Genomic DNA, 25984 nt, shown 5'->3' on the forward strand with positions numbered 1-25984 from the left:
CAGCAGGTCCAGCAGCGCGCCGGTCCGGTCGCCGACCACGTCGACCAGCGAGGTCTTGTCGTTGCCGGTGGGTGCGGGCAGCGGGCCGGTACGCTCGACCACCACGAACCGGGTGACCGCACCGGGCCCAGGGGCGAGCCGGCCCGGGTGGTCATCAGGGCCATGGGCGCCAGGAAGCACAGCTTGTCCCAGAGCAGCCCGGCCTCGTCGGGACGGACGGTGGCGTCCACGCCGGCCGCGGACAGGGCGTCGGCCAGGCTCTCGGCTCCCGGCGCCAGCTGGACGGCGACCAGCTGGCCGTCGTGCCGGATCACGCCCGGCGCGGGGCGGGAGGCGAACACCCGGATGGTGCCGGCCACGACGCGGGCACTCGGATAGCGCTCGCGCAGCACCGCCATGTGCTCCACGCCGTTGAGCAGCGGCACCACGACGGCGTCGCCCAGCACCTCGGCCGGAACGCGGTCGAGGGCGGCGTCCAGGTGCGTGGCCTTGGTCGTCACGAGGAGGACGTCGACCGCGTCGGTCAGCTGCTCGGCACCGCGGACTTCCGCGGAGAGCTCGCCGAACCGGTCGCTGGTCAGCCGCAGACCGGAACGGTCCAGGTGCTCCGCGGTCTCCGGGCGCGCCAGGCAGGTGACGGTGTGCCCCTGCCGGGCGAGCAGCACGGCCAGCAGCCCGCCGACGCCACCAGGTCCGAGCACGGCGATCCGCAGGAAGGTCACGGAGGCAGCCTGCCACCCGGGCGGGTGAGCCGAGTGAGCAGTTGTCGCCGTTCGCCCCGGCGCGCCGGCGCGTGTCGGGGACCGCAGCTGCTCACACGGCGGGGGCGTCGGTGAGCGTGGCGTCGAGACGGACGAGTCCGTCCACCTCGACCGGGGCCCCGGTGCACCCGTTGCCTGCTGCCGGTGAGGGGGGCGACGTCGCCGACGCCGTCCACCTGCCCGGCCGCCTCCGAGTCGGCGATGGGAGCCGGCGCCGAGCACTTCGGCGGCCTCGCCCGCGACCTCACCGCCGCGATGGAGGGCTACACCGGCGAGGAGCTCGCCGTCGTCCGCCGCTGGCTCGAGGACATGACCGCCGTCATCACCCGGCACAACCGTGACTCGGACTCACCGGCGCCGTGAGTGTGCGCGGATCGTGGTGATGCCGGCGTCATGAGCCCGATCTGCGCACAGTCGCCGGGGCGGGTCAGAGGTAGAGGCCGGTCGATTCCTCGATGCGCTCGGCGGCGACGGCGTGCACGTCGCGCTCGCGCAGGATGATCAGGTCCTCGCCGTGCACCTCGACCTCGTGCTGGTCCTCGGGGGAGAAGAGCACCTGGTCGCCGAGCTTCACCTGACGGACGCTCGGGCCGACGCCCTTCGCCTCGCCCCACACCAGCCGCTTGGCCACCTGGGCGGTCGCGGGGATGAGGATGCCGCCGCTGGAGCGACGGTCGCCGTCCTCCTTGCGCAGCGCCACGAGGATGCGGTCGTGCAGCATCTTGATCGGCAGCTTGCCGGCGTTGTCCTCAGGCACGTCCCGCGACGTTACCCGCAGGTGACGCGCTGGAACGGCCCGCTCCCGGGGCCCGCCGCGAGCTTGCGAGTGGTGGGGAGGAGCGGGTCCTCATGCCCAGCCGAGCTCGTGGAGGCGGTCCTCCTCGATGCCGAAGTGGTGCGCGATCTCGTGCACCACGGTGATCGTGACCTCTTCGACCACGTCGTCGGCCGTCTCGCAGATGTCACAGATCGCCTCGCGGTAGATCATGATCCGGTCCGGCAGCGCCCCGCCGTACTCCCAGCCGCGCTCGGTCAGCGCGTAGCCCTCGTAGAGCCCCAGCAGCTCGGGCTCGTCGGGGTTCCGGTCCTCCACCAGGACGACGACGTTGTCCAGCAGCGCCATCAGCTCTTCGGGCACCTCGTCCAGGGCGTCGGCGACGAGCCCTTCGAACACCGGCAGGGGCAGCGGCTTCACCCGGCACTCCCGCGCCGTTGCGCCCAGAAGTACCCCTGGACGCCTCGTGAGCGGTCCTTCCGGGCGCAATCGGCCGTGAGCACGCGAGGCGTCACCAGCTGGTCGGCAGCGGCCGGCCCTCTTCGTAGCCCGCCGAGCTCTGCACCCCGAGCACCGCGCGCTCGTGCAGCTCGTCGACCGTGCGCGCGCCCGCGTAGGTGCAGGACGACCGCACGCCGGCCACGATCTGGTCGATCAGGTCCTCCACACCCGGGCGCGCGGGGTCCAGGTACATGCGGGACGACGAGATGCCCTCCTCGAACAGCCCCGCCCGCGCCCGCTCGAACCCGCTCTGGGTGGCCGTGCGCGCCTTGACCGCGCGTGCCGACGCCATGCCGAAGGACTCCTTGTAGAGCCGGCCGGTGCCGTCCTCGTGCACGTCGCCGGCCGACTCGTACGTGCCGGCGAACCAGGAGCCGACCATCACGTTCGCCGCACCGGCGGCCAGCGCGAGGGCGATGTCGCGCGGGTGCCGCACGCCGCCGTCGGCCCACACGTGCTTGCCCAGCGAGCGGGCCTCGGCGGCGCACTCCTCGACGGCGGAGAACTGCGGGCGGCCGACGCCGGTCATCATCCGGGTGGTGCACATGGCGCCCGGGCCCACACCGACCTTGACGACGTCGGCCCCGGCCTCGATCAGGTCGCGGGTGCCCTGGGCGGTCACCACGTTGCCGGCCACGACCGGCTTGGCCCGCCCACCCGAGCCTGCCACCGAGCGCACCGCGCGCAGCGCCTCGATCGCCTTGTCCTGGTGTCCGTGCGCGGTGTCGACGACGAGCACGTCCACACCGGCAGCCAGCAAGGCCGCGGCCTTGCCGGCGACGTCCCCGTTGATGCCGACGGCGGCCGAGGTGAGCAGATGGCCGGAGTCGTCCACCGCCGGGGTGTAGATCGCCGAGCGCAGCGCACCCTTCTTCGTGATGACGCCGACCAGCCGGTCGCCCTCGACGACGGGGGCCGCGCTCACCCGCTCGTCGGAGAGCACGTCGAACATCTTCGGGAGGTCGGTGCCGGCCGGGAGGGTGAGCGGTTCACGGGTCATGACCTCCGAGAGCTGGGTGAACCGGTCGACGCCCTGGCACTGGCCGTCGGTGACGACGCCGACGGGGGAGCCGCCCTCGACGACGACGACGATCCCGTGCGCCCGCTTGGTGAGCAGTGACAGCGCCTCGCCCACCGTGGAGGTGGGGGAGAGGGTGATCGGGGTGTCGTAGACCGGGTGCCGGGTCTTGACCCAGGAGACGACCTCGGAGACGACGTCGACCGGGATGTCCTGCGGCAGGACGGCCAGGCCGCCCCGGCGCGCGACGGTCTCGGCCATGCGCCGTCCGGAGATCGCCGTCATGTTGGCGACGACGATCGGGATGGTGGTCCCCACCCGGTCCGGCGTCGTCAGGTCCACCTCGAGCCGGGATCCGACCGTGGAGTGCGCCGGCACCATGAAGACGTCGGAGTACGTCAGGTCGTGCGCCGGACGCGAACCCTCGAGAAACCGCATGGCCGCCATTGTCCCCGACCCGGCCCCCACCGTGCGGCGGGTCGACCCGATCGGCACGACGGGGAGCCGTGGCACGGCCCGGCTCGACAGCCGGCGGCGCGGGTTGACCCGGTCGGGGCACGGGAGCCCGCGCTGCGGAGGATGCCGCGGCGGCGCGTCCGTACGATCGACGGCGTGATCGACCTCCGGCTCCTGCGCGAGAACCCCGACCTCGTCCGTGCCAGCCAGCGGGCCCGGGGTGCCGACGAGTCGTTGGTGGACGAGCTGCTCGCCGCGGACACCGCGCGCCGGGAGGCGGTCCGCCGGGCCGACGACCTGCGGGCGGAGCAGAAGAACGCCTCCCAGGCGGTCAAGAAGGCCACTCCCGAGGAGCGGCCGGCCGTCCTGGAGCGGGCCAAGGCGCTCGCCGCCGAGGTGAGGGAGGCCGAGGAGGCGCAGCGTGCCGCCGACGCCGCCCTCCGGGCGGCGCACACGAGGATTCCGAACGTCGTCGCCGACGAGGTGCCCCCGGGCGGGGAGGACGACGCGGTCACCATCCGCACCGTCGGCGAGGTGCCCTCCTACGACTTCGAGGTCCGCGACCACATCGAGATCGGCGAGCTGCTCGGCGCGATCGACATGGAGCGCGGCGCCAAGGTCTCGGGCTCCCGCTTCTACTTCCTCACCGGTCCCGGCGCGCTGCTCGAGTTCGCCCTCGCCCAGCTGGCCATCAGCCGCGCCGTGGCCGCCGGGTTCACCCCGGTCATCGCGCCGGCGCTCGTCCGCCCCGAGGCGATGGAGGGCACCGGCTTCCTCGGCGAGCACGACGAGGAGGTCTACCGCGTCGAGCGCGACGACCTGTACCTGGTGGGGACGTCGGAGGTCGCGCTGGCGGGCATGCACGCGGGCGAGGTCCTGGACCTCTCGGCGGGGCCGAAGCGCTACGCCGGCTGGTCCTCCTGCTTCCGCCGCGAGGCCGGCTCCTACGGCAAGGACACCCGCGGCATCATCCGGGTGCACTGGTTCGACAAGGTCGAGATGTTCAGCTTCGCCCGGCCCGAGGACACCGAGGCCGAGCACCTGCGGCTGCTGGCGTGGGAGGAGGAGTTCCTCTCCGCGCTCGAGCTGCCCTACCGGGTCGTCGACATCGCCGCCGGCGACCTGGGCACCAGCGCCACCCGCAAGTACGACATCCAGGCCTGGTTCCCCACGCAGGGCACCTACCGCGAGCTCACCTCGACCTCGGACTGCACCACCTTCCAGGCGCGCCGGCTCAACATCCGGTATCGCGACGAGGACGGGAGGACGCAGACGGCGGCCACGCTCAACGGCACGCTGTGCGCGATCGCCCGCACCATCGCCTGCCTGCTGGAGGTCCACCAGCGAGCGGACGGCTCGGTGCACGTGCCCGTGGCGCTGCGTCCCTGGCTCGGTGGCGTCGAGGCCATCACCCCGGGCATGACGCTGGCGGCCCCGGTCCCCCCGGTTCCCGCATGAGCCCGGAGTCCCTGCAGGCATACGGCGTCCTACCGGGTGCCGACACCGTCGTCGAGCTGCCGGACCTGGGTCCCTGGCGTCCCAAGCTGGTGGCCACCGATCTCGACGGCACGCTGCTCGACGAGGCCGGCGAGGTCACCCCGCGCACCCGGGCGGCGCTGACCGCCTGCTGGGACGCCGGCATCCCGGTGGTCGGCGTCACCGGCCGCGGTCCCCGGCTGCTCGACAGCGTCCGGGACGCCCTCGACGGCCGGGGCATCGCGGTGCTCTCCCAGGGCGGCTTCGTCGTCGACCTGGAGCGCGACGAGGTGCTCCGTGCCGTCGCCCTGCCCCGCGAGCAGGCCGTGGCCGCCGTCGAGCGGATCGAGGCCGCCACCGGCGACCTGCTCGTCGCCGTCGAGGAGGCCGCCGAGCAGGGCGAGGTGCGTGGGGCGCTGCGCGTGCAGCACGGCTTCGAGTGGCCCTATCCCGAGCCGGCCCAGGTGCTGACCCGGGGCGAGGTGCTGCCGCCGGGCGCCGTCCTCAAGGTCTTCCTGCGCTCCCCGCAGCTGGGGCAGGACGAACTCCTGGCCCGCGCCCGCGCCGCCCTCGACCCGGCCGATGCCGAGGTCACCCACGCCGGGCTGGGGTTCATCGAGGTGCTGCCGCCCGGCATCACCAAGGCCTCGGGACTGGGGATCGCGCTGGAGCGGTACGGCGTGGACCTCGGGAGCGTCCTCGTCTTCGGCGACATGCCCAACGACCTGCCCATGCTGACCGCCGTGGCCGGAGCGGGCGGGCGGGCGATCGCGATGGCCAACGCCCACCCCGAGGTGCGCGCCGTCGTGCAGGGCGTCACCAGCGGACACCGCGTCGACGGCGTCGCCCGTTACCTGGAGGCCCTGCTCGATGCCTGACCGGAGCCACGATGTCTGACTGGCTGCCCCGGCTGATCGCCAGCGACATGGACGGCACGCTGCTGCGCTCCGACGAGTCGGTCAGCTCCGCAACGGTCGCCGAGCTCGACGGCTGGCGCTCCGACGGCGTCCCGCTCGTGCTGGCCACCGGCCGGCCGCCGCGCTGGATGCACGGCGTCCGCGAGGTGCTCCGCTCCGGGACCGCCGTCTGCTGCAACGGCGCGGTGCTGCTGGACCTGGAGCCGATGGAGATCATCGACGAGGCCCCGCTGCATCCCGACGCGCTGGAGTCGATCACCGCGGGGCTCCGGGCCCGCCAGCCGACGACCTGGTTCGCCGTCGAGTACGGCTGGGAGTTCCGCCACGAGCCGGTCTACCGGCCGCGGTGGGACGTCGACGCGCCGGGCGTGGCCCCGGCCGGCCTCGACGAGATGACCGCCGTGCCGGTGGCGAAGCTGCTCGCCCGCCACGAGTCGATGGGCCGGGACGCCTTCGTGCGGCTGGTCGAGGAGGTCGTCGGCGACCGCGGCACGGTCACCAACTCCTCCACCGATGCGCTCGCGGAGATCTCCGGGCCCGGGGTCACCAAGGCCAGCGGCCTGGCGAAAGTCGCGGCCCGGCACGGGATCGGGCCGGAGGACGTCGTCGTCTTCGGGGACATGCCCAACGACATCGCCGCCTTCGAGTGGGTCCGCGAGGGGGGCGGGCGAGCGGTGGCCATGGCCCACGCGCACCCTGACCTGATGGCCGTGGCCACCGACGTCACCGGCGGCAACGACGAGGACGGCGTCGCCGCCTTCCTGGCCTCGCTGCGGAGCTGACCCGGGTCAACATCGGACCCGGCCTGCCGAGAAAGACCGGTAGTAGCACCACCGGTTTGAGGAGAGCAGGCAGTCGATGGAGCAGGCGTACCAGGGAGGTGCGCGGTCGGAGGACCGCGCGGACGAGGCCGGGCCGGGCCGCGGGTTGTCCGGCGTGGGGCTCCGCAGCCGGCTCCTCGGCGCGATCCTGGTCGTCGCGCTGACCACGATCGGCGTCGGCGCGTTCGGCATCCAGCGCATGTCGGTGCTGAGCGACCAGGCGAAGAACGTCTACGACGAGGGCACCGTCCCGGTGGACGCCCTGCGTGAGCTCCAGGTCAACTGGTGGGAGTTCTCGGCCAGCACCGCGCGGGCCAACATCGCGACCCTGCCGCCCGAGAGCCGGGCCTCGTCCCAGCAGAAGGCCGGCGTGGTGGCCGAGCAGCTCTCGGCGAACACGGCTGCCGCTGCTGAGCTGCCCATGTCCGAGGAGACCCGCGCCGCGTTCGAGGAGTTCTCGGGCGCCGCGGAGCAGTACCTGGCTCTCCTGGGCCAGCTCGTCGCGGGCACGGGCAAGCTGACGCCCGCCCAGCAGATGGCGATCATCACGCCGATGAACGAGTTCGAGGCGACGATCGGGGAGTCCCTCCTGGCGGCCACGGCGTCGGCCACTTCGACCGCCGAGGCCACGACCGTGGAGGCGCAGGACGCCTACGAGACGGCGCGGACGCTCACGCTGACGATGATCGTGGCCGGCCTGGCCATCGCCGTCGTCCTCGCACTCGTCGTCGCCCGCGGCGTGACCCGCCCGGTGCAGCGCATCCGCGAGGTGCTCGGGCAGGTCGCCGAGGGTGACCTCAGCGTGCGCGCCGGCCGGACCGGTGGCGCCGAGCTCGGTGACATGGCCGCGTCGCTGGATGAGACGCTGGACTCGATCGGCAGCGTCCTGCTGCTGGTCAGCGACTCCTCGACGCGTCTGGCCGCTGCGTCCCAACAGCTCAACGGTGCCGCCGAGGGCATGCGCCAGAACGCGCAGACCGCCGCGGGTCAGGCCGACGAGGTCGTGGCCTCGGCCGGTGCCGTCGCCTCGAGCGTCGACACGGTGGCGACGGGTTCCTCGCAGATGGAGTCCGCGATCCGGGAGATCTCGCAGAACGCGTCGCAGGCGTCGCGCGTGGCCGGTCAGGCCGTGGACGTCGCCGAGGACACCACCCGCACGGTCGGCAAGCTCGGCGACTCGTCGGCGGAGATCGCCACGGTCATCAAGCTGATCAACGGCATCGCCGAGCAGACCAACCTGCTGGCCCTGAACGCCACGATCGAGGCGGCGCGGGCGGGCGAGGCGGGCAAGGGCTTCGCCGTCGTCGCGAGCGAGGTCAAGGAGCTCGCGCAGGAGACCGCGCGGGCGACCGAGGACATCTCCCAGCGGGTGGAGGCGATCCAGGCCGACACCGCCGGGGCGGTCGACGCGATCAGCCGGATCAGCACGGTCATCGGCGAGATCAACGACTTCCAGGCGACCATCGCCGCGGCGGTCGAGGAGCAGACCGCGACCACGAACGAGATGAACCGCAACGTCGCCGAGGCGGCCAGTGGCTCCCAGGGCATCGCCGCGGCGATCACCGGGCTGGCCGCGGGCACCGCGGAGACCAACCAGCGGGTCGAGGAGGCGCAGCGCGCGGCCTCGGAGCTGGCCAGGATGAGCGGGGAGCTCCAGGAGGCGGTCGGCCGCTTCCGGATCTGAGCAAGGACCTCGCTGCCCCCCGGCGCTCGCAGGCTCGCACCGGGACCCTGCAGCGAGGCCGTTCCATCACGTCACGATCGGCGCCGTCCCCCGGATCGGGGGGGCGGCGCCGTCGTCGTGCTGGAGCGGAGGCTCAGGTGAGGATGTTGTAGGCGATCACCATGTTCACGATCGCGACGACGATCGCCACCACGCCGAACCAGAGGCCGGCCGTCGCCTGGCCGGTCCGGGTGCCGTTGCGGCGCGCGACGGCGCCCAGCGCGACGCTCACGATGCCGAACGCCAGGCCGATGATCGCGAACAGGATCGCGAAGACGACGCCGACGATGCCCGTGATGAGAGAGGCGATCGCGAGGCCGTTCTGGCCGCTCTTCACGGACGGGGTGGTCGACTGCTGAGTGGTCACGGGGTCCTCCCGGGGGTGGGGCCGGGTCGTCCCGGCCTCGGAGCCCCGTCAGTGCCCTTTCGACGTCGCAGATGATCATGGTTCACCCGCACAGGGGAACCGGTTGGTTCCGGTCTGATCGCGCCCTACAGGTACTGGCCGCCGCCCGGGCGGTAGTCGGGGGCCGGCGCGGCCTGCGGGGAACCGCCCGGCAGGGCCTTCCGGCGCATTTCCTCCAGCTGGGCGCGGGCGGCCATCTGCTGGGCGAACAACGCCGTCTGGATGCCGTGGAAGACGCCCTCCAGCCATCCCACGAGCTGGGCCTGAGCGATGCGCAGCTCGGCGTCCGACGGCGTCTCGCCCTCGGTGAAGGGCAGCGTGATGCGCGCCAGCTCCTCGCGGAGCTCCGGCGCCAGCCCCTGCTCCAGCTCGCGGATCGACGAGGCGTGGATGTCACGCAGGCGGTTGCGGCTCGCGTCGTCCAGCGGGGCCGCCCGGACCTCCTCGAGCAGCTGCTTGATCATCGTGCCGATCCGCATGACCTTCGCCGGCTGCTCGACGAGCTCGCCGACGTGCGTGGCGCCGTCGTCGTCCTGCTCGCCGGCCTGCGGCATGGGCACGGCGCCCAACGGGCGGCCGTCGGGCCCGACCACGACGACCTGGCGCGGGTGATCGGTGCCGTTCTCCGGTGCTGTCATGCGCCCCATCCTGCCTCGTACCTGTGACGGGAACCGCCGGGAGGGCGACGCTCGCGACCCGACCGGCCACCGCGCGTTCCGGACGGTCGCAGCAACTAGGGTGCCCGCATGTCGAACGGGCCGGGGGGGCTGGACGTCGCGCGCGTCCGTGGCCTCTTCCCGGCCCTCGCCGACGGCTACGTGCACGCCGACGGGCCGGCGGGTTCGCTGCTCCCGGAGACCGTGGCGCACGCCGTGGGCACGGCCATGCGGATGCCGGTGGCCAACCGGGGCGGGGTGTTCCCCGCATCCGGGCGCTCCGAGGCGCTGGTCGCCGGTGCGCGGGGGGCCGTCGCCGACCTCGTGGGCGGGCGGTCCGGGGGCGTGATCCTCGGCGCGAACATGACCACGCTGACCTACGCACTCGCCCGCGCCCTGGCCCGGACGTGGCGGCCCGGCGACGAGATCGTCGTCAGCCGGCTCGACCACGACGCGAACGTGCGGCCGTGGGTGCAGCTGGCCGCCGCCGTGGGCGCCGAGGTGCGCTGGGCGGAGGTGGACATCGAGACCGGTGAGCTGCCCGCCTGGCAGTACGCCGACCTGATCACCCGCCGGACCCGGCTGGTGGCGGTCACGGCGGCCAGCAATGCCCTGGGCACCCGGCCCGACGTGGCCGGCATCGCGGCCCAGGCGCACGCCGTGGGCGCGCTGGTCTACGTCGACGCCGTCCACGCAGCCCCGCACCACTTCCTGGACAAGCGCTCCCTGGGCGCGGACTTCGTGGCGGTGTCGGCCTACAAGTGGTGCGGGCCGCACGTCGGCGCCGTCGTCGCCGACCCGGAGCTGCTCGAGTACCTGCGCCCGGACAAGCTGGAGCCCTCCTCGGACAAGGTGCCCGAGCGCTTCGAGACCGGCACTCCGCCGTTCGAGCTGTTCGCGGGGGTCACCGCCGCCGTCGACCACCTGGCCACCCTCTGCGGGGAGGCGACCGGGTCCCGCCGCGAGCGGCTACGCGCCTCGATGGCCGCCGTCGCCCGGCACGAGGGCGACCTGTTCGAGTGGATGGACCAGGCGCTGCGCGTGATGCGGCACGTGCAGGTGCTCGGCAGCCCCGAGCGCAGCACCCCGACGCTGTCGTTCACCGTCGCCGGCATGCGGCCCCGGCAGGTGGCGGCCGAGCTCGCCCGCGCCGGGATCTGCGCGTGGGACGGCGACTTCTACGCCCGCGAGCTGTTCGACACCCTCGGCGTCAACGAGACCGGGGGAGCGGTGCGGCTCGGGCTGATGCACTACAACACCGGCGACGAGGTCGGCCGCATCATCGACGCGGTGGCGGCCCTGCGCCCCCGCTGACTGCCGACGCCCGGCGGCGGTGTGCGACGGGGCGCCTCCCGCGGATCGGAAGGCATCCTGCACGCACATCGCGCGGCGCTCACTGGCCGGGGAGCAGCAGGACCTTGCCGATGTGCTCGCTGGACTCCACGACCCGGTGTGCCTCCGCGGCGCGGGACATCGGCAGCCGGCGGTCCACGATCGGCCGCACGACCCCGCGCTCGACGTCGGGCCAGACGTCGTGCAGGACGGCCGCGACGATCTCGGCCTTGCCGCCGGGTCCCGTGGCCGGCCGGGAGCGCAGCGTCGTGGCATGCACCGCGCCCCGCTTGCCCAGCAGCTTGCCCAGGTCCAGCTCGGCCTTCGTGCCGCCCTGCATGCCGATGACCACCAGCCGGCCGCCGACGGCGAGGGCGTCGACGTTGCGGCCCAGGTACTTGGCGCCCATGTTGTCCAGGACGACGTCGGCCCCGCCGGTCTCGGTCCGGACCCGCTCGACGAAGTCCTCGTCCCGGTAGTTGACCAGCACGTCGGCGCCCAGCTCGCGGCAGAAGTCGAGCTTGGCCTGCGTGCCGGCGGTCGTGGCGACGCGCGCGCCGGCCCGCTTGGCCAGCTGGATCGCCATGGTGCCGATGCCGCTGGAACCGCCGTGCACCAGGAAGGTCTCGCCCGCCCGCAGGTCCGCGAGCATGAACACGTTGGACCACACGGTGCAGACCACCTCGGGCAGCGCCGCAGCGGTGGCCAGCTCGACGCCGGCGGGCTTGGGCAGCAACTGCCCGGCCGGGACGGCGACCCGCTCGGCGTACCCGCCGCCGGAGAGCAGCGCGCACACCTCGTCGCCGACCGACCAGCCGGAAACGCCGTCCCCGATCTCGCTGACGATCCCGCTGCACTCCAGCCCGAGGATCTCGCTGGCCCCCCTCGGCGGTGGGTAGAAGCCCTGCCGCTGCAGCAGGTCCGCCCGGTTCACCGCGGTAGCGGCGACGTCGACGATCACCTCGCCGGGGCCGCACACCGGGTCGGGGACCTCGGTCCAGGCCAGGACCTCGGGGCCACCGGGCTCGCTGATCGTCACCGCACGCATGTGCCGACCCTAAGCGCGCCGGGCCGACCCGGGTCAGCCGAGGCGTTCCTCCAGGTGGACGGTCACTCCGTCCCCGGGATCCTTGCCGTCCCGCAGGTCGGCGGCGATGGGCAGCTTGTGCGTGCCGTCGCCCAGCGCCATGAACGAGCTGCGGAAGGGGCGTCCGTCGATCGTCCCGCGGACCTTGACCAGCCCGCGGGTGCCGAACACTTCCGCGGAGCCGGGCATCTGCACGTACGTCCAGCCGCCCTTCGCCGGGCTGCGGACGAGGGGCGCGGTGAACTCCAGGTCGAGCGGGCCCGGGGTCCGGGGGTCATGGGGCATCGTCGTCCTCCAGCCGGCCGCACCGTGCGGCACACGGTGAAGGACCGGGACGGTGCCCGAAACTCATCGGCCCGGCACCCGCGGGGGACCGGGCCGATGAGTGCGTTTCGTCAGCGGGCCTTGAGGTCCTTGCGCAGGATCTTGCCGGCGGCGGACTTCGGCACCTGCTCGATGAACTCGACGAACCGGATCTTCTTGTGCGGGGCCACCTTCTCGGCCATGTAGGCCATGACGGCGTCCTCGGTGATCTCCGAACCGGGCGAGCGGACGACGAAGGCCTTGGGCAGCTCCTCGCCGCTGTCCTTGTCCGGCACGCCGATGACCGCGGCGTCGGCGATCTCCGGGTGGTTGATCAGCACGGCCTCGAGCTCCGCCGGAGCGACCTGGTAGCCCTTGTACTTGATGAGCTCCTTGACGCGGTCGACGACCGTGTAAGCGCCGTTCTCGTCGACGATCGCGACGTCACCGGTGTGCAGCCAACCGTCGGCGTCGACGGTGCTCCGGGTCGCTTCCTCGTTGTTGAGGTAGCCCTTCATGACCTGCGGCCCGCGGACCCACAGCTCGCCGGACTGGCCGGTGGCGGCGTCCTCGCCGGTGGCCGGGTCGACCAGGCGGCACTCGGTGTTCGGCACCGCGTAGCCCACGGAGCCCTTCGGGGGCTGGCCTGCGCCGGCCGGCTCGCGACCGATGTCGGGCGTGGTGTGGGAGACGGGGGACAGCTCGGTCATGCCGTAGCCCTGGGCCACGCTCACGCCGTCCGGGTTGCCCTTGCGCAGGCGCTCCTGGGCGGCGAGGGCCAGCTGCTCGTCGAGCGGGGCGGCACCAGAGAGGATCGAGGTCAGCGACGACAGGTCGTACTGGTCGACCAGCGGGTGCTTGGCCATCGCCAGCAGGATGGGCGGCGCGACGAAGGCGCGGGTGATCTTGTGGTCCTGGATCGTGCGCAGGAAGTCCTCGAGGTCGAACCGGGGCAGGGTGACGACGGCGCCGCCCCAGGCCAGGCCCTGGTTCATCAGCACGGTCAGCCCGTAGATGTGGAAGAACGGCAGGACGGCGATGATCCGCTCGTCCTCGCCGAGGGCGATCAGCGGACGGCACTGCGCCACGTTCGCCACCAGGTTGCGGTGGGTGAGCATGACGCCCTTGGGCAGGCCGGTCGTGCCGCTGGAGTAGGGCAGGGTGACCAGGTCGTTGGCCGGGTCGATGTCGACCTGCACGCTCGGTGCGTCGGCGCCCAGCAGGTCGAAGAGGTTGGCCTTGCCCTCGAACCCGTCGAGGACGATCACCTCGTCCACCGGGGACTTTTCGACGGCGGCCTGTGCGCGGTCCATGAACAGCGAGATGGTGATCAGCATCTTCGCGCCCGAGTCCTTGAGCTGGAACGCGATCTCGTCGGGCGTGTAGAGCGAGTTGATCGGGCTCATGACGCAGCCGGCTGCGGCGATGCCGTGGAAGACCACCGGGAACCAGGGGGTGTTCGGGCAGAACACGGCGACGACGTCGCCCTTGCGCAGCCCGCGGGCGTGCAGGTTCGCCGCGACGCGGTCGACGTAGGCGGCCAGCTGGCCGTGGGTGATCACGTCACCCTTGAGGCCGTCGATCAGGGCCGGAGCGTCGGGGCGGTCCTTGCCGGCGGCCAGGACGAACTCCGGGACCGAGACGTTCGGGATCTCGACGTCGGGAAAAGGGCTGGCCAGGGCCACAGGTGGAACCTCCTCGGAGAACGGTCTTGTGGCGCCAGTCTCACACCCACCGTGTCCCCGCTCACAAGGGGGTTCGCCCGATCAGCGGGGCCAGAGCACCGACTGCGTGCAGCGGAACAGCGCGATCGTCCTCCCGGAGTCGGCGTTCGTGACCACGGCGTCCCACACCTGCGTCGTCCGCCCGGCGTGCGCGTTGGTCGCGGTGCAGGCGATGCGGCCCTCCCGCGCGGTGCCGAGGTGGTTGCTCTTGAGCTCGATGGTGGTGAAGCCGCTGGACCCCTCCGGCAGCAGCGCCCGGGTCGGCAGGCCGCAGCTGGTGTCGGCCAGCGTGACCACGGTGCCCGCGTGCAGGTACCCGTTGGGTGCGAGCAGCTCCGGGCGGATGTCGAGGTGGGAGGTCAGCCGCCCGGGCTCGTGGGTGTCGACGACGATGCCGAGCAGGCCGGGGAAGGTGCCCGGCAGCAGGTCGTTGAGCTCGTCGGCGGTGTGGAACCCGGTTGCGGCCATGGAAGGGGAACCTAGCCGCCGTCGGCCCCGCCGGTCCGCCTGGATCCTGGCTCACCGTGCGGGGTCCTGGATCACCGTCGACCGTGATCCAGGACCCATGATGATCAGGTCACCTGATCGTCAGCGCTCTACGCCAGCCCGCGGACGGTGCGCGCCGGCGGTCGCGTCCCCTGGATCGAGGCCACCATGTCCAGGGTCTGCCGGGTGGCGGCGACGTCGTGCACGCGGACCACCCGGGCGCCGAGCCACGCGCTGACCGCCGTCGCGGCCAGGGTGCCGGTGAGCCGTTCCTCGAGGGGGACGTCGAGGGTCTCGCCGACGAAGTCCTTGTTCGACAGGGCCATCAGCACCGGCCAGCCGGTCCCCACCAGCTCGCCCAGGCGCCGGGTGGCCTCCAGTGAGTGCCGGGTGTTCTTCCCGAAGTCGTGCCCCGGGTCGACCATGACCCGGTCGCGGTCCACGCCGGCTTCGACGGCGGCCGACGCCAGCGCCGTCGTGCGGGCCACGATGTCGGCGACGACGTCGTCGTAGGTGACCCGGTGCGGGCGGGTGCGCGGCGGCAGCCCGCCGGCGTGCGTGCAGACGATCCCGGCCCCGGCCTCGGCCGCGACGGCGGCGAGCTCCGGGTCCACCCCGCCCCAGGCGTCGTTCACGACGTCGGCGCCGGCGGCCAGCGCCTCCCGTGCGACCTCCGCGCGCCAGGTGTCGATGGAGATCGGCAGCGCGGGGTGCGCGGCGCGGATGGCGGCCACCAGGTCGACCGTGCGGCGCACCTCCTCGGCGGGGGAGACGTCCTCGCCCGGTGCGGCCTTCACGCCGCCGACGTCGACCATGTCCGCGCCCTCGGCCACCACCTGGCCCACCCGCTCGACGGCGGCCGACAGCTCGTAGGTGGCGCCGCGGTCGTAGAACGAGTCGGGAGTGCGGTTGACGATGGCCATCACCACGAACCGGCCGTCGGGCACGTCGAGGGCCCCCAGTCGCAGCAACCCGCTCCCCGTCCGATCGTGGCGTGTGGTGGAGTTCGCCAACGTAGTCGTACCCGAGGAGGCAGAGCTGATGGCGCAGACGACGGCCGAAGGCGTGGAGGGGGTCCAGGGCCTGGTGGGCAGGCACCTGGGCCACAGCGACTGGGTGACGGTGACCCAGGAGCAGGTGAACCAGTTCGCCGACGCGACCGGTGACCACCAGTGGATCCACGTGGACCCGGAGCGCGCGAAGAAGGAGAGCCCGTTCGGCGGCCCGATCGCCCACGGCTACCTGACGCTGTCGCTGCTGCCCTCTCTGGTACCGCAGATCGTGGAGATCAGCGGTTTCCGCATGGGCGTCAACTACGGCACCGAGAAGGTGCGCTTCCCCTCGCCGGTGCCCGTGGGCAGCCGGGTGCGTGCGGGCGCGACGATGGAGGCCGCGACCCCCTTCGAGGGCGGCATCCAGATGAGCCTCGCCGTCACCGTGGAGATCGAGGGCGGCAGCAAGCCGGCGATGGTCGCCACCGTCGTCTACCGCCGCTACCTGTAACGGGCCCTAGGCATGGGAAGCGATACACCCGTTTCGAGCGCGAGAACGGGTGTATCGCTTCCCATGCCCCAGGGCCGTCAGATGACGATCGCCTGGTTGACCAGCTGGCGCAGGTAGTTGCGGATGGGCAGGGTGCTCGAGGGCAGCAGCTGCGTGTAGAAGGTGATGGTGAGGTCCTCGACCGGGTCCACGTAGAACGCCGTCGAGGCCGCGCCGCCCCAGCTGTAGTCGCCCACGCTGGAGACGACGCCGTAGCGCACCGGATCGATGACCATCGAGAACCCGAGGCCGAACCCGACCCCCCGCAGCGGCGTCTCGGCGAACAGCGGCCGCCCGGAGCTCTCCAGGTCCAGGCCGCCGGGCAGGTGGTTGCGCAGCATGTGCGCCAGCGTGCGGGGACCCAGCAGCCGACCGCCGTCGTAGGAGCCGCCGCGGCGCAGCATCTCCACGAAGCGCAGGTAGTCCGCGGCCGTGGAGACCAGGCCGCCTCCGCCGGAGAGGAACGCGGGCTTGGAGTGCGCGGCCTCGCCCATGGCGTCGATGGGCACGAAGCCGGTCGCCGCGCCGCCCGGTGAACCGGGCACGGCGGCGTAGAGGCGGGCGAGGGAGTCGACGTCGTCGTCCGGGCGGAGCCCGAAGGAGGTGTCGGTCATGCCGAGCGGGGCGAAGATCCGCTCGGCGAAGAACTCGTCCAGCGGCTGCCCGGAGACGACCTCGACCAGCCGGCCCAGGACGTCGGTGGAGACGCCGTAGTTCCACTCGCTGCCCGGCTGGAACAGCAGCGGCATCGAGGCCCACTGCCGGCAGACCTCGGCGGAGTCCGCACCGGGCGGGGTGCCCCACTCGTGGCCGTTGTTGCGGTAGATCGCGTCCGCCACGGTCGCGCGGTGGAAGCCGTAGGTCAGCCCGGACATGTGGCTGAGCAGGTGCCAGACCCGGATCGGCTCCATCAGGGGCTCGGTGATCGGCTTCTGGTCGGACCCGGCCACGTAGACGCGGCTCTCGGCGAACTCGGGGAGCCACCGCGAGATCGGGTCGGTGAGCTGGAAGGCGCCGTCCTCGTAGAGCATCATCGCCGCGACCGAGGTGACCGGCTTGGTCATCGAGTAGATGCGCCAGCGGGTGTCGAGCTCCACCGGGCGGCCGTTCTCCACGTCCCGGGAGCCGCCGGAGCCGACGTGCACGAGCTTCCCGTGCCGGGCGACGGTCAGCAGGAAGCCCGGGAGCTGGCCGTCCTCGACGTAGCGGGCCATCCGCTGGTCGACGCGGGCCAGCCGGCCGGCATCCATACCGACCTCGGCCGGATCTGTGTCCACCTGCAGAACGTCGCTCACGTCCACCTCCGGGTCTCCGGACGCCGTCCGCCGCCGGGCGACGCCTCGACCGGCATCCTGGCTCACGTCGTCGTGAGCCCGGACACAGGGTCGCGGCGTCCGCCCGGCGGCGGACGACGGGAGTGCGGGGAGAGCCGTCCGGATCAGACCGGGACGGAGCTCGCGGCCTTCTTCAGGTTCGAGCCCGCGGTCACCTTCACGGTGTTGGCGGCCGGGATGTCGATCGACTCACCGGTCTGCGGGTTGCGGCCGGTCCGCGCGGAGCGCTGGGTGCGCTCGACGGTGAGGAGACCGGAGACGGCGACCTTCTCGCCGCGGGTGATGGCGTCGACGAGCTCGTCCTGCAGCCCGGCCAGGACGGAGTCCACCGTCGAGGCGGGGACATCGGCGCGCTTGGCGATGGCGGAGACCAGTTCGGCCTTGTTCATGTGCTTCCTCTCGTAGGCGGTGGCGGTGCCACGGGTTGGGCACGCAGCCGGCTCGTTCCCCCCGGCGCACGGAGCGCCGGTGGGGGCCCGGGTCGGCGCGGGGCGCGCCAGGGGCCGGGCATCCGACCCCGTGCGCCGGGGCCGAATCGGGAGGAACGCTGCCATGTCGCCCGGTCATCTGGCCAGTGGGGGGTGCTCAGGGGGCCGCGGAACACCACGGAGGTCACACCCGTCTCACGCCGGTCGACGGTCGCGGCGCTCCGGGGCCCGGCCTCGGGCAAGGGTGTCGAGCCCGGACAGAACGGAGCCCGCCTCCTGCCCGGGTCAGGGGGCGGGGAGCGGGCCACCGGGCACTCAGGCCGTGCGGATGAGGCTCCGGACGGCGGACTGCAGCTCCGGGGTCACATCGGTGACGCCGTGCGCGGATGCGGCGTGCGGCCCCACTTGCGCGAAGATGCCGCCCTCGTCGGGGGCGGTGAAGGTGGCGTCGCAGCCAGGGATGACGTCGCCGCAGGCGAATCGCTTCATGGGTCTCCTCAGGGGTTGGGCCGGCGGCCGGGCGGTCGCCGGGGTCAGGGGTCAGCGAGCGGCCAGGACGGCCGTCGCCAGGTCCTCGATCCGCACCAGGCCGAGCACGGAGCCGGCCGGGTCGGTGCAGACGACGGGGTCGAACCGCTGCGCCGGCGGTCGGGTCAGGGCCCGCTGCAGCGCGTCGCCGATGTCGGTCGAGGGGTGGACGCGCAGCGACACCGGAGCCGTGTGGACCTCGAGGGTCCGCGGGTCGGAGAGCAGCAGTGCCGTCGGCTCGCCGTGCTCGCCGACGAGCACGGCGGGGGGCACCTCGGGGAGCTCGTCCACGCCCATCACGCACTGGCGCACCGGGCGCAGGAGGCTGGCGACGCTCTCGGTCAGCCGCGCGCGGGCCACCTGGGTGCGCACCAGCCGCTCGACCTCGGGGGCCAGCGGCAGGAAGTCCGGGGAGGGGCGGCCGAGCAGCCACCCCTGGGCCAGCGGGACGCCGAGGCGGCTGAAGGCGGCCAGCTCGGCGGGCGTCTCGATGCCCTCGGCCAGCAGCCAGGCGTCGATCTTGCCGGCGAACTCGCCCACCATCTCGGCCAGCGCGACGCGCACCGGGTCGGAGTCGACGTCGGCGACCAGGGCGCGGTCGAGCTTGACCAGCTGCGGGCGCAGGGCGGCCATCTGCTGGAGCCCGGAGTAGCCGCTGCCGGTGTCGTCGAGGGCGATGAGCGCTCCGCGCTCGCGCAGCGCCTCGGTCTGCCGGAGCAGGGCCGTCAGGTCGTCGACCGGGGTGTGCTCGGTGAGCTCGACGACGACGCGCCGCAGGTCGTCCCGGCTGGCCAGGGCGCGCTGGATGACGTCGGCGCCGAGCAGGTGGGGGCTGACGTTGACCGTCAGGAAGGTGTTGGCCGGCAGCCGGTCGACGACGGCCAGCGCCTTGTGGATCGCCAGCGCCTCGAGCTCGGCGGCGATGCCGGCGTCGGCGGCGGCGGCGAACCAGACGTCCGGACCGGCGGCGCCGGGGAAACGAGCCAGCGCCTCGTACCCCGCCACGGAGGCGGCGGCGAGGTCCACGATCGGCTGGAAGACGAGGGTGAGGTCGTCGGCGTCGGCCAGCAGCGGGCGGCAGTCAGGGAGGCGGGCCGTCCGCGTGCCGATCATGCCCAGGTCATCGGGCGATGAGCCGGCGGACTTGAGCCCCCGTCGTGCCCTCCCCCGGAGGGGGGACCTGCCGCTCCACGCCCACCGTTCGGGGGAGGCTGCCCCGGCGTGCCAGCATGTGGGTCCGACGCCCCGCTGGGGGGCGCGACCGGCGGAGGGAGCGCGGTGTCCACGCCCGAGCCCGCGGTCGACCCGCTCACCGATGCCCTCCGCGTCGCCGCCGCCCGTCGGCTGCTGCTCGAGGTCCCCGGACCCGCGGCGTTCGACCGGCTCTCCGCGCTGACCGCCCGCGTCCTCGGGGTCGGGCACGCGAAGGTCACGCTCTTCACCGATCACGACGTCGTCGTCGGCGGGCACGGTCTCCCGGCAGGCATGGTGGGCGGCCCGGCGCTGCTGACCGGGGCGCTGTCGGCCATCACCGTGCGCCAGGGTGTGCCGCTGGTCATCCCGGCGGCGGCCGAGGACGAGCGGGTGCGCGACCTGCCCGCCGTCACCTCGGGAGAGGTCCTGTCCTACCTCGGCGCGCCGCTCGTCGCGGCCTCCGGACAGGTCATCGGCGCGCTGGCGGTCTACGACCCGGAACCCCGGAACTGGTCCGCCGACGCCGCCGAGCTCCTCGAGCAGCTGGCCCTCTCCGTCGTGGCCGAGCTGGAGCTCTCCGCCGCACAGTCGGCGGTCGGCACCTCCCGCGCCTGGCTGGAGGTGGCCCTGGAGGCCAGCTCCGTCGGCATCTGGGAGCGGGACCTGCGCACCGAGGTCATCCACTGGGACGACCGGTGCGCCGCCATCTTCGGCCTGGACTCCGCGGTCGAGCTGAACTCGCTCGACGACGTCCTCGCCACGCACGTCCACCCCGACGACCACGCCGCCATCGACGAGGCCATGCGCGTCGCCGTCGAGCAGCGCGCCGACTACACCGTCGAGTTCCGCGCCCTGCGCGAGGACGGCGTGGTGCGCTGGGTCCTGGCGCGCGGCCGCGTGGTGGCCGACGCGACCGGTGCGGCCGCGCGGGTGCTGGGGACGGCGCTCGACATCACCGAGGCCCGCGGGCAGGCCGAGCAGCGCCTCACCGCGGTACAGCGTGCCGCTGCCGTCGCCGAGGTCGCCGCCGAACTGGCCAACGCCGCCCGAATGGAGCACCTGGCCGACGTCGTGCTGCGTGGCGCACAGGTCCTCGGGGCGAAGTCCAGCGCGCTCGCCGTCTTCGACGCGCCGGGCGGGCCGCTCCGCCTGCACATGACCGGCAACCTGCTCGCGGTCGTGCGCGCGGAGCACCCGGACGCCCCCGACCTGGCCGATGGCGTCATCCTTCCCCTGGACGACGCCCTCCCCGCCCAGCACGTGGCCCGGCACGGCCGGCGGCTGCTGCTGAGCGACATGCCCACGGCGGTCACACGCTTCCCCGCGCTGCAGCCGGTCGTGGAGCTGCTCGGGCCGAGGGCCATGGCGGCGGTGCCGCTGCGCGTCGAGGGGCGGGTGCTGGGCACCTTCCTGGCGGTCTGGACCGTGGACCACGAGTTCGTCCCTGACGACGTGGAGGTGCTGGAGGCGCTGGCGGCGCAGATCGCGCTCAGCGTCTCCCGGCTGCAGGCCGACGCGGAGCGCGACGCCGCAGTCTCGGCCATGTCCGAGGCCAACCAGCGGCTGCGGCTCCTGGCCGAGGCCGGCCGGATGCTGTCGGGCACGCTGGAGATCGACCAGCAGATCGAGCAACTGGCCTCGCTGGTCGTGCCCGATCTGGGCGACTGGTGCTGGATCGTCGTCACCGACGAGCAGGGCCGCCTGCACGACGTCGCCACCGGCCACCGCGACCCCGCCCGCCGTCCCGAGGTCGAGGAGTACGTGCGGGGCATGGTGGCGGGGATGACCGAGGATGCCGCCGCCCGCACCGTCACCGCGACCGGCCGTCCCGTGCTCATGCCGCACATCGACTGGGACCACGTGACGCGGGCGCTGCCCGATCCCGCCGTGCGCGAGCGGTTCGCCCGGCTGGGGGCCGCCTCCAGCGTGGTGGTCCCGCTGGTGGCCCGCGGCCAGGCGCTCGGCGCGATGGGCCTGTTCGCCGGGGAGGAGCGCGGCCCGCTCGGCCCGGCCGAGGTCGACACCGCCGTCGAGATCGGCCGCCGCGCCGGGCTGGCGCTGCACCAGGCCCGCCTCTACAGCCAGCAGCGCGACCTGGCCGACGCGCTGCAGCGCAGCATGCTCACCGACCCACCGCAGCCGGAGCACAGCGAGATCGTCGTGCGGTACGTGCCGGCCGCCGAGGGCGCCGAGATCGGCGGCGACTGGTACGACGCCTTCCTCCAGCGCGGCGGCACGACGGTGCTGGCGATCGGCGACGTCGTCGGCCACGACACCCGGGCCGCCGCGGCCATGGGGCAGGTGCGCGGCCTCCTGCGCGGCATCAGCTACTCCAGCGGCGGGTCCCCGGCCGAGGTGCTGTCCGAGCTCGACCGCGCCGTCCAGGGCCTGGCGCTGGACACGATGGCGACGGCGCTGCTCGCACAGCTGGAGCCCGACACCGACGACGACGCCGGCCGGATGCGGCTGCGCTGGGCGAACGCCGGGCACCCGCCGCCGGTCCTGCTGGCCTCCGACGGCAGCGTGGTGCTGCTCGACGGCAAGCAGGCCGACCTGCTGCTCGGGGTGGCGCCGGAGACCGTCCGCGAGGACCACGTCGCCGTCCTGGCGCCCGGCTCCACGGTGCTGCTGTACACCGACGGCCTGGTGGAGCGGCGCGACCGCGACATCGATGCCGGCACCGACCAGCTGCTGGAGGTGCTGGGCCGGTGCGCCGGGCTGGAGTTGGGCGAACTGTGCGACCGCGTGCTGGAGCAGATGTTCCTGCCCGGCGCGGAGGACGACGTCGCCGTCCTGGCCGTGCGCGTGCGCCCCGAGGCCTGACCGGCTTCAGTCGCGGCGGCGGAACAGTGCCGAACCCGCACGGCGCCGGGGACCCTGCTGCTGCCGACGGCGGACGAGGCGTCCGCGGGCGCGTTCGGGCAGGTCGACGGCGACCGGCGCCTCCCAGCCACGCCACACCGACAACACCCGCAGGCCCGCCACGAGCGCGATGACCAGGGCCGCCACCGGCAGCGGGTCGAGCCCGAGGGGGCCGGCGAGCAGGGTCAGCGCGGTGGCGCCGATCAGCGCCGCCACGGCGTTGTAGGGGCCCGGCTGCACGATCTCCGCCCGCTGGGCCAGCAGCACGTCGCGGATGACCGCACCGCCGACCGCCGTCACCGTGCCGACGAAGACCACCGAGGCGCTGGGCAGCCCGGCCAGCTGCGCCTTCTGGGCGCCGATCACGGTGAAGAAGCCGAGCGTGACGGCGTCCAGGACGACGAGGAGCCCGGTGAGCCGGGAGAGCCAGCCGGAGAAGTAGAACGTCACCATCGCGGTGATGGCGACCGTCGGCAGGTAGGCCTGGTTGGTCAGGGCGACCGGTGGGCCCTCGGCGAGCAGGACGTCGCGGATCAGCCCGCCGCCGAGCCCGCCGCTGACGGCGAGCAGCAGCACCCCGGACACGGCGAACCCCTCACGGGCGGCCAGCAGACCGCCGGTGAGGGCGCCGATGACGATCGCCGTGAGGTCGACGGCGGCCGGCACGTGCAGGGCTTCGGCCGCAGCGACGATCTCCACGACCGCTCATTCTCCCGGTCCCGCCTCGCCGTCCCCTTCCGCGTCCCCGCCGAGTGGGCAGTTGCCACCGCGGGACACGCCGGTAGACGGCGTGTCGCGCGACCGCAACTGCCCACTCGGGCCGTTACTGGCCGGGCGGGACGTCGACGTCGGTGGCGGTGCCCTCGGGCGTGGTCTCCCCGTTGATCACCCGGAGCTCGGCGTCGCGGGCGGCCATGGCCTCCTGGCGGCCGGCCTCCTCCTCGAGGATCGCCGCGGCCTTCCAGTCGGCGGGGATGGCGAAGGCGTCGACCAGCGTGACCAGGTGCGGCCGCAGCTCGCGGAGCAGCTGGTTCACCGTCGAGGTCAGCGTCTTCGCGCGGGCCGGCGTCAGCTGGCCGTGCTCCAGGAACCAGGCCTTGTCCGCCTCGATGGTGGAGAGCGCGTACAGGTCGCACAGCGTGTCGAGGAGCTGCTTGGCGGCCGGGTCGTCGGTGCGGTCCACACCGGCGACGAACGCCTCCAGGACGATCCGCTCGATGTGCGTCTGCGCCGACTTGAGCACGTGGTCCTGCACCGAGTTGAACATGTCGAACGGGGCCATGCCCTCGGTGGTCGAGTTCTTCCGCAGCCGGCGGATCGCGCCCTCGAGCGAGTGCTTCTCGCGGAACTCGAACATCTTGAGCTGCCAGCCGCGGTCCAGCATCGGCACCTCGTCGTCCCGACCGGGGACGGCGTCGACGAGCCGCTGGATGAGCGCACGCGCCGCCGTCCGCTCGAGGACGGTCTCGCGCACCATGTCGGCGACGAAGCCCACCCGGCCCCAGCCGTCGAGGGAGCCGAAGGCGTCCCGGTAGCCGGTCAGCAGGCCCTTGGCGACCAGCTGCAGCAGGACGGTGTTGTCGCCCTCGAAGGTGGTGAAGACGTCCGTGTCGGCCTTGAGGTGGGGGAGCCGGTTCTCCTGCAGGTAGCCGGCGCCGCCGCACGCCTCGCGGCACATCTGGATGGTGGCCGTGGCGTGCGCGGTCTGGGCGGCCTTGAGCCCGGCGGCGCGGGACTCCAGCTCGCGCTGGGCCTGCTCGTCGATCTCCTGGCCGTGCACGTGGACCGCCGTCTGCACGTCGTGCATGGTCGAGACGAGCTCGCCCTGGGCGAAGTGCAGGGCGTAGGTCTTGGCCAGCGCGGGGAGCAGCTTGCGCTGGTGCACGAGGTAGTCGTTGATGACGATCTCGCGGTCCTCGCCGGGGGCGGCGAACTGGCGGCGGACGTCGCCGTAGCGGACGGCGATGTCCAGCGCCAGCTTCGTGGCCGACCCGGCGGAGCCACCGACGCTGACGCGGCCACGCACCAGCGTGCCGAGCATGGTGAAGAAGCGGCGGGTCTCGTTCTCGATGCTCGACGTGTAGGTGCCGTCCTCGGCGACCTGGCCGTAGCGGTTGAGCAGCATGTCGCGCGGCACGGTGACGTGGTCGAAGGACAGCCGGCCGTTGTCCACGCCGAGCAGGCCGGCCTTGGCGCCGTCGTCGCCGATGGTGACGCCGGGCATCGGGTTGCCGTGCTCGTCGCGGATCGGCACGAGCCAGGCGTGCACGCCGTGGTTCTTGCCCCGGGTGACCAGCTGGGCGAAGACGACGGCCATCCGCCCGTCCTTGGCCGCGTTGCCGATGTAGTCCTTGCGCGCGGCCTGGTGCGGGGTGTGCAGGTCGAAGGTCTGCGTCTCGGGGTCGTAGACGCACGTCGTCCGCAGCTGCTGGACGTCGGAGCCGTGACCGGTCTCGGTCATGGCGAAGCAGCCGGGCAGGTCGAAGCTCATGACGTCGCGCAGGTACTTCTCGTGGTGCTCGCGCGTGCCGAGCAGCTCCAGCGCACCGCCGAACAGGCCCCACTGGACGCCGGCCTTGACCATGAGGGAGAGGTCGGCGAAGGCGAGCATCTCGATCGAGGTCACCGATGCGCCGGAGTCGGCCTCGCCGCCGAACTCCTTGGGGAAGCCGAAGCCGACGCGGCCGGAGTCGGCCAGCTTCTTGGCCGCCCGGGTCACCCGCTCGCGGGCCTCGGCCATCGACTCGCCGTACACCGGCAGGAAGTCGCGGTCGCCCAGGTTCTCGCGGGCGTCCCGCCGGACGTGGGCCCATCGGCCGTCCAGGGTCCCCTGGAGGACCTTCGGGTCGACCGACGCGGGAAGGGTGCTCGTCACTGTTCCTCCAAGGTGGCGGTGGTCCCGGTTCCGGGCTGCTGGGTCACGACGCCGGACACTCCGGCCCAGGCGAGTTCGGTCAGGTGTGCGGTGAGTTCGGTGCGGAGCATGGAGCGCCCGGCGCGAAGCCACCAGTCGGCGGCCGAGCGCACGAGCCCGACGAGGCCGTGCCCCCAGGCGCCGGCGGCCGCCGGGTTCCGGCCGGCCCGTTCGAGGGCCACGGCCATGAGCGCCGCCGCTTGGTCGCCGACGAGGTCGGCGAGGCTGCCGACGGGGTCCACCGCGTCGCTCCCCGGCTGGGGGGTGACGACGAAGCGGTAGACCTCCGGATCGGCCTCGAGGAAGGTCAGGTAGGTGTCGATCGCCGCGGCGGTCATCCGGCGCGGGTCGTCGCTGCTCTCCATCGCCTCGCGCAGCCGGGGCAGGAGCTGTGCGGCGACCCGGCCGCAGACGGCGACGTGCAGGTCTGATCGGTCGGCGAAGTGCCGGTAGACGACGGTCTTGCTGGTGCCTGCCTCGGCCGCGATCTCCTCCATGCCCACGCCGGCGCCGTGCCGTCCGACGGCCGCCAGAGCAGCGTGGACGAGCTGCTCGCGACGGGCCCGGCGGTGCTCGTCCCAACGTGAGTTCCGTCGATCGCGGGTAGCGGCCGGCTTCGAGTCGCGCGGGTCGCTGTCCTGCGCGATCTTGTCGTGCGAGGCACCGACCTGCGACGTACGTCTCACCGCCTCGGCTTTCATGTGACACACAGTACCGCGTACCCTCGGTACCGGCCAACC

General features: G+C 73.3%; 26 protein-coding genes. 8 read left to right on the top strand and 18 right to left on the bottom strand.

Annotated features, from left to right (window positions below; translation table 11 throughout):
• Positions 1 to 722: ketopantoate reductase family protein (locus C5508_RS07890; RefSeq protein ID WP_104524397.1), on the bottom strand; the 722-nt coding region annotated here is incomplete at its 3' end.
• A gap of 183 nt (positions 723 to 905) precedes the next feature.
• Between C5508_RS07890 and C5508_RS19495 the strand changes: the two genes are divergently transcribed.
• The gene (locus C5508_RS19495) at positions 906 to 1124 is read left to right on the top strand and encodes a hypothetical protein (RefSeq protein ID WP_157944027.1); all 219 of its coding nucleotides are present in this window, start codon (positions 906 to 908) and stop codon (positions 1122 to 1124) included.
• 64 nt (positions 1125 to 1188) lie between these two features.
• On the opposite strand, the gene C5508_RS07895 is transcribed toward C5508_RS19495, so the two are convergent.
• The 3 genes from C5508_RS07895 to C5508_RS07905 form a co-directional block, all read right to left on the bottom strand.
• Positions 1189 to 1518 (bottom strand): GroES family chaperonin, encoded by a 330-nt coding sequence (locus tag C5508_RS07895; RefSeq protein WP_232796997.1) that lies wholly within the window; start codon positions 1516 to 1518, stop codon positions 1189 to 1191.
• Positions 1519 to 1608: 90 nt separating this feature from the next.
• Entirely contained in the window at positions 1609 to 1956 is a 348-nt protein-coding gene (locus C5508_RS07900; RefSeq protein WP_104524398.1) for a metallopeptidase family protein, read from the bottom strand.
• A 91-nt stretch (positions 1957 to 2047) separates the two neighbouring features.
• The gene (locus tag C5508_RS07905; protein WP_104524432.1) at positions 2048 to 3493 is read right to left on the bottom strand and encodes a GuaB1 family IMP dehydrogenase-related protein; all 1446 of its coding nucleotides are present in this window, start codon (positions 3491 to 3493) and stop codon (positions 2048 to 2050) included.
• Positions 3494 to 3667: 174 nt separating this feature from the next.
• On the opposite strand from C5508_RS07905, the gene serS reads away from it, so the two are divergent.
• The 4 genes from serS (at position 3668) to C5508_RS07925 (ending at position 8409) form a co-directional block, all read left to right on the top strand.
• Complete coding sequence (gene serS, locus C5508_RS07910) at positions 3668 to 4969, top strand: serine--tRNA ligase (protein ID WP_104524433.1); 1302 nt, start codon at positions 3668 to 3670, stop codon at positions 4967 to 4969.
• Positions 4966 to 5865: an HAD family hydrolase gene (locus C5508_RS07915; RefSeq protein WP_104524399.1), complete on the top strand. Its 900-nt coding sequence runs from the start codon at positions 4966 to 4968 to the stop codon at positions 5863 to 5865. Before serS ends, C5508_RS07915 begins: the two co-directional genes overlap by 4 nt.
• 11 nt (positions 5866 to 5876) lie before the next feature.
• The gene (locus tag C5508_RS07920; protein ID WP_104524400.1) at positions 5877 to 6686 is read left to right on the top strand and encodes an HAD family hydrolase; all 810 of its coding nucleotides are present in this window, start codon (positions 5877 to 5879) and stop codon (positions 6684 to 6686) included.
• Positions 6687 to 6762: 76 nt separating this feature from the next.
• Positions 6763 to 8409 (top strand): methyl-accepting chemotaxis protein, encoded by a 1647-nt coding sequence (locus C5508_RS07925; protein WP_104524401.1) that lies wholly within the window; start codon positions 6763 to 6765, stop codon positions 8407 to 8409.
• A gap of 133 nt (positions 8410 to 8542) precedes the next feature.
• Here the strand turns inward: C5508_RS07925 and C5508_RS07930 are convergent, their stop codons facing one another.
• Positions 8543 to 8815, bottom strand: coding sequence for a DUF4190 domain-containing protein (locus tag C5508_RS07930; protein WP_104524402.1), 273 nt, complete (start codon positions 8813 to 8815; stop codon positions 8543 to 8545).
• Between the two features lie 125 nt (positions 8816 to 8940).
• Positions 8941 to 9492 (bottom strand): bacterial proteasome activator family protein, encoded by a 552-nt coding sequence (locus C5508_RS07935; protein WP_104524403.1) that lies wholly within the window; start codon positions 9490 to 9492, stop codon positions 8941 to 8943.
• Between the two features lie 108 nt (positions 9493 to 9600).
• Between C5508_RS07935 and C5508_RS07940 the strand changes: the two genes are divergently transcribed.
• Positions 9601 to 10824 carry a cysteine desulfurase-like protein gene (locus C5508_RS07940; RefSeq protein WP_104524404.1) on the top strand — a complete coding sequence of 408 codons (1224 nt, stop codon included), beginning with the start codon at positions 9601 to 9603 and terminating at the stop codon, positions 10822 to 10824.
• Between the two features lie 79 nt (positions 10825 to 10903).
• Here the strand turns inward: C5508_RS07940 and C5508_RS07945 are convergent, their stop codons facing one another.
• From C5508_RS07945 to folP, 5 genes are all read right to left on the bottom strand, one after another.
• The gene (locus C5508_RS07945) at positions 10904 to 11890 is read right to left on the bottom strand and encodes an NAD(P)H-quinone oxidoreductase (RefSeq protein ID WP_104524405.1); all 987 of its coding nucleotides are present in this window, start codon (positions 11888 to 11890) and stop codon (positions 10904 to 10906) included.
• Between the two features lie 33 nt (positions 11891 to 11923).
• Positions 11924 to 12214: a DUF1905 domain-containing protein gene (locus tag C5508_RS07950; protein ID WP_104524406.1), complete on the bottom strand. Its 291-nt coding sequence runs from the start codon at positions 12212 to 12214 to the stop codon at positions 11924 to 11926.
• Between the two features lie 110 nt (positions 12215 to 12324).
• Positions 12325 to 13917, bottom strand: coding sequence for a 4-coumarate--CoA ligase family protein (locus C5508_RS07955; RefSeq protein ID WP_104524407.1), 1593 nt, complete (start codon positions 13915 to 13917; stop codon positions 12325 to 12327).
• A gap of 81 nt (positions 13918 to 13998) precedes the next feature.
• A complete protein-coding gene (locus tag C5508_RS07960) occupies positions 13999 to 14424 on the bottom strand; it encodes a PaaI family thioesterase (RefSeq protein ID WP_104524408.1) in 426 nt (141 codons plus the stop codon).
• Positions 14425 to 14552: 128 nt separating this feature from the next.
• Positions 14553 to 15413: a dihydropteroate synthase gene (gene folP, locus C5508_RS07965; protein WP_104524409.1), complete on the bottom strand. Its 861-nt coding sequence runs from the start codon at positions 15411 to 15413 to the stop codon at positions 14553 to 14555.
• A gap of 70 nt (positions 15414 to 15483) precedes the next feature.
• On the opposite strand from folP, the gene C5508_RS07970 reads away from it, so the two are divergent.
• Positions 15484 to 15945 carry a MaoC family dehydratase gene (locus C5508_RS07970; protein ID WP_104524410.1) on the top strand — a complete coding sequence of 154 codons (462 nt, stop codon included), beginning with the start codon at positions 15484 to 15486 and terminating at the stop codon, positions 15943 to 15945.
• A 77-nt stretch (positions 15946 to 16022) separates the two neighbouring features.
• Here the strand turns inward: C5508_RS07970 and C5508_RS07975 are convergent, their stop codons facing one another.
• The 4 genes from C5508_RS07975 to C5508_RS07990 all read right to left on the bottom strand — a co-directional run bounded on the left by C5508_RS07975 (position 16023) and on the right by C5508_RS07990 (position 19387).
• Entirely contained in the window at positions 16023 to 17279 is a 1257-nt protein-coding gene (locus C5508_RS07975) for a serine hydrolase domain-containing protein (RefSeq protein WP_104524434.1), read from the bottom strand.
• A 143-nt stretch (positions 17280 to 17422) separates the two neighbouring features.
• Positions 17423 to 17872 carry an HU family DNA-binding protein gene (locus C5508_RS20480; protein ID WP_269801775.1) on the bottom strand — a complete coding sequence of 150 codons (450 nt, stop codon included), beginning with the start codon at positions 17870 to 17872 and terminating at the stop codon, positions 17423 to 17425.
• 189 nt (positions 17873 to 18061) lie between these two features.
• Complete coding sequence (locus tag C5508_RS07985; RefSeq protein ID WP_104524411.1) at positions 18062 to 18235, bottom strand: DUF1059 domain-containing protein; 174 nt, start codon at positions 18233 to 18235, stop codon at positions 18062 to 18064.
• Between the two features lie 51 nt (positions 18236 to 18286).
• Positions 18287 to 19387 carry an EAL domain-containing protein gene (locus tag C5508_RS07990; protein WP_104524412.1) on the bottom strand — a complete coding sequence of 367 codons (1101 nt, stop codon included), beginning with the start codon at positions 19385 to 19387 and terminating at the stop codon, positions 18287 to 18289.
• A gap of 165 nt (positions 19388 to 19552) precedes the next feature.
• On the opposite strand from C5508_RS07990, the gene C5508_RS07995 reads away from it, so the two are divergent.
• Positions 19553 to 22291: a SpoIIE family protein phosphatase gene (locus C5508_RS07995; protein WP_104524413.1), complete on the top strand. Its 2739-nt coding sequence runs from the start codon at positions 19553 to 19555 to the stop codon at positions 22289 to 22291.
• Between the two features lie 6 nt (positions 22292 to 22297).
• On the opposite strand, the gene C5508_RS08000 is transcribed toward C5508_RS07995, so the two are convergent.
• From C5508_RS08000 to C5508_RS08010, 3 genes are all read right to left on the bottom strand, one after another.
• On the bottom strand, positions 22298 to 23029 hold the full coding sequence (locus tag C5508_RS08000) for a trimeric intracellular cation channel family protein (RefSeq protein WP_104524414.1): 732 nt from the start codon (positions 23027 to 23029) through the stop codon (positions 22298 to 22300).
• A 124-nt stretch (positions 23030 to 23153) separates the two neighbouring features.
• Complete coding sequence (locus C5508_RS08005) at positions 23154 to 25205, bottom strand: acyl-CoA dehydrogenase family protein (RefSeq protein ID WP_104524415.1); 2052 nt, start codon at positions 25203 to 25205, stop codon at positions 23154 to 23156.
• Positions 25202 to 25945: a TetR family transcriptional regulator gene (locus C5508_RS08010; RefSeq protein WP_104524416.1), complete on the bottom strand. Its 744-nt coding sequence runs from the start codon at positions 25943 to 25945 to the stop codon at positions 25202 to 25204. Before C5508_RS08010 ends, C5508_RS08005 begins: the two co-directional genes overlap by 4 nt.
• Positions 25946 to 25984 lie beyond the last annotated feature (39 nt).

It is taken from the genome of Blastococcus atacamensis (assembly GCF_002938425.1).
GTDB classification, from domain to species: domain Bacteria; phylum Actinomycetota; class Actinomycetes; order Mycobacteriales; family Geodermatophilaceae; genus Blastococcus; species Blastococcus atacamensis.